Origin of the sequence: Promicromonospora kroppenstedtii DSM 19349, assembly GCF_000515355.1 — a bacterium.
In the GTDB taxonomy this organism is placed as follows: domain Bacteria; phylum Actinomycetota; class Actinomycetes; order Actinomycetales; family Cellulomonadaceae; genus Promicromonospora; species Promicromonospora kroppenstedtii.
On the sequence record NZ_KI911696.1, the window covers coordinates 4391 to 9202 of the forward strand.

The window sequence follows — 4812 nt, forward strand, 5'->3', positions numbered from 1 at the left end:
GGCCTCCGGGGCGGACGCCGGGGCCACGCCCAGCGCGGGCACCCCCGCCTGCGCGAACACTGCCGGGTTGGCCCGCAGCGGCACGTCGCCCTCGCCGACCAGCGCCCGCAGGGAGCGGTCGATGATGGCCTGCACGCTCTCGGTGATCGCCGCGTGCTGGGCGACGGCCTCGCGGTGCACCCAGGCGATCGACGTGCCGGGCAGGATGTCGTGGAACTGCAGCAGCAGCACCTGCTGCCACAGGGCGTCCAGCTCCTCGTAGGGGTAGTCCGCCCCGGTCCGGGCGGACGCCGTGGCCGCCCAGGCCTCTGCCTCGACCAGGAGCTGCTCGTTGCGACGGTTGCCCTGCTTGGTCTTGTGCTGCGACGTCAGCGTGGCCCGGTGCAGCTCCAGGTAGAGCTCGCCCACCCAGACAGCGCTGTCATCCGTGCCGGACGCGAGCAGCTCCCCGCGAGCGCGCTCGAAGAACGCGTCCGGGTGCTCCCAGCGCACCTTGGCGCTGCCCTCGAGGTTCGCGAGCCGCTTGGCGCGGCCGGTCATCTCGCGGGTGGTGCCGCCACCGCCGTCGCCGTAGCCGACGGGTGCGATCGAGCCCGTGGCGCGCCGCGACTCGCGGAACTGGCGGGTCGCCTTGCCGAGCTCCTCGCCCGAGAGCTGCGAGTTGTAGGTGTCCATCGGCGGGAAGTGCGTCAGCACGCGCGACCCGTCGATGCCCTCCCACCAGAACGTGTGGTGCGGGAAGACGTTGACCTGGTTCCAGGAGATCTTCTGCGTGAAGAACCAGTCGAACCCCGCGCGGCGGACGAGCTGCGGCAGGGCCGGCGAGTAGCCGAACGAGTCGGGCAGCCACACCCCGTGCGAACGCAGGCCGAACTCCCGCTCGAAGAACCGCTGCGCCTGCGAGAACTGGCGCGTCAGCGCCTCACCCGACGGCATCACCGTGTCGGACTCGACCCACATGCCGCCCAGCGGCAGGAACCGGCCCTTGGCCACGGCCTCCTTGATCCGCTCCCACACCTCGGGACGGTGCTCCTTGACCCAGGCGTACTGCTGCGCGGACGACATGCCGTAGACGAAGTCGTCGGTGCGCTCGATCAGGTCGGTCATGGACGACGTCGTGCGCGCCACCTTGCGGATCGTCTCGCGTACGGGCCACAGCCAGGCGGAGTCGATGTGCGCGTGCCCGACGGCGGAGATCTCGTGGGCGCTGTGCTCGGCCGGGCTGGCCAGCACGTCCGCGAGCGCCGCCCGGGCCCCCGCCGCGGTCTCGGGGATGCGCTGCAGGTCGAGCACGTCGAGGGCGTCGTCGAGCGCCTGCAGCACGCGCATACGGCGCGGGCCTGTGGGCAGCTCGGCCTGAAGCTCCAGCAGCACCTCGACGTCGAGCGCGAGGTCGTACACCTCGGACTCGAAGACCGCGAGGTCGATGCGCCGGGTCGTGTACAGCGGGTCCGGGGACGACGTCGTGGTGTCACCCTCGGTGGTGCGCTCGAACACGTTGTGCCCCAGGAGCACCGGGTTGGACGCCGCCTCCAGGAACAGCTCGACGCGCTCGCCGCCGGCCGCGGCGTCGGCCACGACGACGTGCTGGTTGCGGGGGTTGATGGACTTCACCGGGCTGCCGTCCGGCCGGTAGACCAGGGCCTCGGCCTGGAAGCCGGTACGGTCCACGTCGAAGCCGAGGTCGACCACGGCCTCGACGGTGCGTCCGGCCCACTCGGCGGGCACGGTGCCCGTCAGCCGGAACCAGGTGGTACCCCAGGCCGGGCCCCACGGCGTGCCCACCTCGTACGGCTCCATCGCGAGGGCGAGCCCCTCGGCCGGCGGGATCGGCTCCCCCGGCAGGGCGTGCCACTCGACGTCGAGCGGGACCGACGTCTCGTGCACCGCCGGCCAGATCCTTTCGGTCAGGACCCGGTGCGCGCGCCCGGTGGTCAGTGTGATGTCGTCGTGCATCGAAAGGGCCTCCCCTGTTTCACCGTTGAACGCACGCAGGCTAACCCAGACTCCTGCCGCCGTCCGGAGGGTGTTCGGTGGGCGTCCGCACCCCCGGGGGGATGAAAGGATGGTGCCCATGAGCACGAGCGACGAGACGACCACCGGATACGACGCCCCGGTGGGCTCCGACCAGGCCACGCGGGACATCGCGGAAGTCGCCGCGGTCGAGGTCATCACGACCGCCGCCGTCCACCTGATGAGCGCCGCGGCGGTCAAGTGCGGACTGGCCGAGGGCGAGGACGCCGAGGAGCTCAAGGACCTCGACGAGGCGCGCAAGCTGATCACGGCGCTGGCCGCGCTAGTCGTCGCGAGCGCCCCCGACATCGGCAACCAGCACGCCCGCTCGCTGCGCGACGGCCTGCGCAGCCTGCAGCTCGCGTTCCGCGAGGCGTCGGTGATCCCCGACGCCCCGGGCGAGGGCCCCGGCGAGAAGTACACGGGCTCCGTCGTCTGATGACCGAGGCTCCCGTCGTGGTGGCGCCCGGTCCGGACCGGGCGCCGAGGCCCCGCCGGGCCTCGCGCGTCCTCGCGCTCGTGCTGGTGGCGACGATCGCCGTCGGCGCGTACCTGTGGCTGACCACCGTCCGCTGGCAGCGCACCGCCACGGAGTGGGAGGCGAAGGCGCAGGAGTACGCCGACGAGGTCGGCTCGCTGCGGATGCAGCTCGACGGCGCGAACTCGGAGCTGCAGGCCGCCCGTGACCAGCTCTCCACGGCGACGTCGCGCATCACGGACCTCGCGAACGAGAAGGCGCAGCTGGGCGACGAGAACGTCGCCTCGCAGCAGTACCTCGACTACCAGACGCAGGTCAGCGGCGCCGCGGCCACGGTGGCCTCGGCGCTGGGGCAGTGCGTGTCGGGCCAGGAGCAGCTGGTCGGCTACCTCAAGGAGGCCGACCAGTACGAGCCCGCGGACCTGATCCGGTACGAGAGGGAGGTCAACGCGCTGTGCGCCGACGCCGAGGACGCCAACCAGGCCCTGCAGCAGGAGCTGCGCCGGTGAGGCAGACGGCTCGTCGGCGTGCCGGCGGTGTCGCGCTGACGCTCGCCCTGACGGGCGCGCTGGGCGGCTGCGGCGTGCTGCCGCCGCTGCCGGACCCGGTGCCGAGCGACATCGTGCCGACCTCTCCGGCGGACCTGTCCCCCGCCGCGGGCGGCGACGCCCTGAGCCCCGACGGGTTCGACGCCGTGGAGCGCATGGCGGTCCGTATCCGCAACGTGGGCTGCGAGGAGCTGTCGACGGGTTCGGGCTTCGCGATCGACGAGCACACGCTGATCACCAACAAGCACGTGGTCGCGGACTCGAAGGACCTCGAGGTCAGCACCTACGACGGGCACGACATCACCGTGGGCGCCACCTCGACTGCCGGCCTCGCGGACCTCGCCGTGGTCCGCACGACCGACCCGCTGCCGTCGCACCCGGAGCTGGCTAAGGCCGACCCCGAGCCGGGCGACCACGTGACCGTCGTGGGCTACCCCGCCGGCGGCGAGCTCACCGTCACGGAGGGCGAGGTGAAGGGCTCGACGCGAGACCCGCTGAACGCCAACCTCGGCGAGGTGCTGCTCACGGACGCCCCCGTCGAGCCCGGGTCGTCCGGGTCGGCGGCGCTGGACGACAAGGGCCGCGTGATCGGCGTGGTCTACGCCAAGACCGGGGACGACAACAGCCTGCTCGTGCCGCTCTCCACGCTCCAGGAGATGCTGGGCGACGACACGGCGTTCACCCCGGCGTCGGGGTGCTGAGCGGGAGCCGATACCTGGAGCCATGGACCCTCCGGCGGGCACGATGTAACCTTGACAATGCGACGGGCAGTAGCCCGGAGAAGTGAACCCGAGACCCATCCGGACGGTTGTGGCGCTCGGGTTTCGCGCTGTCCAGGGACAAACGACGGTTCCTAGACGTCGATGACGGACTCGACCAGCGGCAACGCCCGTCGGCGCCAGTCGCCGCTACGTGCCCACGCCCAGCCGATCACGTCCGGGATCGCCAGCAGCGGCTCCTGGGCGGCGCGCTCGTGCAGGTAGACCAGGTCTGGACAGGCATGTTCCTTGATCAGCCGGGCCAGGTCCCGCCGGTCGCGCTCATCCATCGTCTCGTCGGACTCCAGGCAGAGCTTGGCGTGCCCGGACGCGGCGATGTCGGCGACCATCGAGTCCAGGCACGCGCGGCGGCGGTCGATGTCGCTCTTGTAGCCGGCCCCGGCCCGATAGATGGTCGCCGACTCACCCTCGGCGCACAGCACCGAGAGGATCTGTCGCCGCCGGGAGCTGCTCTCGGACTTCATGTGCAGACGGCGCTGGCCTGGCAGGACGAGCGAACGGATCGCCTTCCGGACGGTCGCGAGCCGCGCGGGCTCGATCGCGGCGGCGATCAGCAGGTAGTCCCCGCTCTTGGACTCGTCGACGAACACGTGGGCAGGCAGGGCTCTCTCACTCTCGCGTCAGCATGCGGCAGAAGAGCAATGATTTCACTGTTCGTCCGCGGTAGCGCGGGATGATGAGAGAAGTTGCTTATACGCAAGAGGAGCGCCTCATGGGCCCAGTTGCCGGCTTCAGCGCGCCGCGCCGATCCGGAGCTCCAGCGAGTCCACCCGCGACGAGATGACCTCGGACGCCGCGAGGCGCGCGTTGACCTGACCCAGCACCGTGTCGAGCCCGGCGCGGTCCAGACCCGGGTCCAGGGCGAGCACGACCGCCACCTCGGCCTTGCGGCCGGGCTCGGCGTGCGCCCGCACCACGTGCTGCACCGGTGCCGCGGCGACCGCCACCTCGGAGGCGACCTCCGGGTCCACGGCCAGCCCGTCCTCGTGCGGCA

5 protein-coding genes and 1 pseudogene are annotated in these 4812 nt (G+C 71.8%); 3 read left to right on the plus strand and 3 right to left on the minus strand.

Going from position 1 to position 4812, the window contains the following annotated elements; translation table 11 throughout:
- Window positions 1-1956, minus strand: a 1956-nt coding sequence (locus tag PROKR_RS17960; protein WP_169736468.1) for an alpha-mannosidase, incomplete at its 3' end; no start/stop codon positions are given.
- Window positions 1957-2074: 118 nt separating this feature from the next.
- Here PROKR_RS17960 and PROKR_RS17965 point away from each other — a divergent pair.
- The 3 genes from PROKR_RS17965 to PROKR_RS17975 are packed head-to-tail and all read left to right on the plus strand — an operon-like array spanning window position 2075 to window position 3740.
- Complete coding sequence (locus tag PROKR_RS17965) at window positions 2075-2452, plus strand: DUF1844 domain-containing protein (RefSeq protein WP_036965345.1); 378 nt, start codon at window positions 2075-2077, stop codon at window positions 2450-2452.
- Window positions 2452-3000: a hypothetical protein gene (locus PROKR_RS17970; protein ID WP_036965348.1), complete on the plus strand. Its 549-nt coding sequence runs from the start codon at window positions 2452-2454 to the stop codon at window positions 2998-3000. Before PROKR_RS17965 ends, PROKR_RS17970 begins: the two co-directional genes overlap by 1 nt.
- Window positions 2997-3740: a S1C family serine protease gene (locus tag PROKR_RS17975; RefSeq protein ID WP_036965350.1), complete on the plus strand. Its 744-nt coding sequence runs from the start codon at window positions 2997-2999 to the stop codon at window positions 3738-3740. Before PROKR_RS17970 ends, PROKR_RS17975 begins: the two co-directional genes overlap by 4 nt.
- Window positions 3741-3892: 152 nt before the next feature.
- On the opposite strand, the gene PROKR_RS17980 is transcribed toward PROKR_RS17975, so the two are convergent.
- Together PROKR_RS17980 and PROKR_RS35340 are read right to left on the minus strand one after the other, a co-directional pair.
- Window positions 3893-4408: a hypothetical protein gene (locus tag PROKR_RS17980; RefSeq protein WP_051433114.1), complete on the minus strand. Its 516-nt coding sequence runs from the start codon at window positions 4406-4408 to the stop codon at window positions 3893-3895.
- Between the two features lie 141 nt (window positions 4409-4549).
- A pseudogene (locus PROKR_RS35340) lies at window positions 4550-4812 on the minus strand (SseB family protein); the annotation flags it as partial.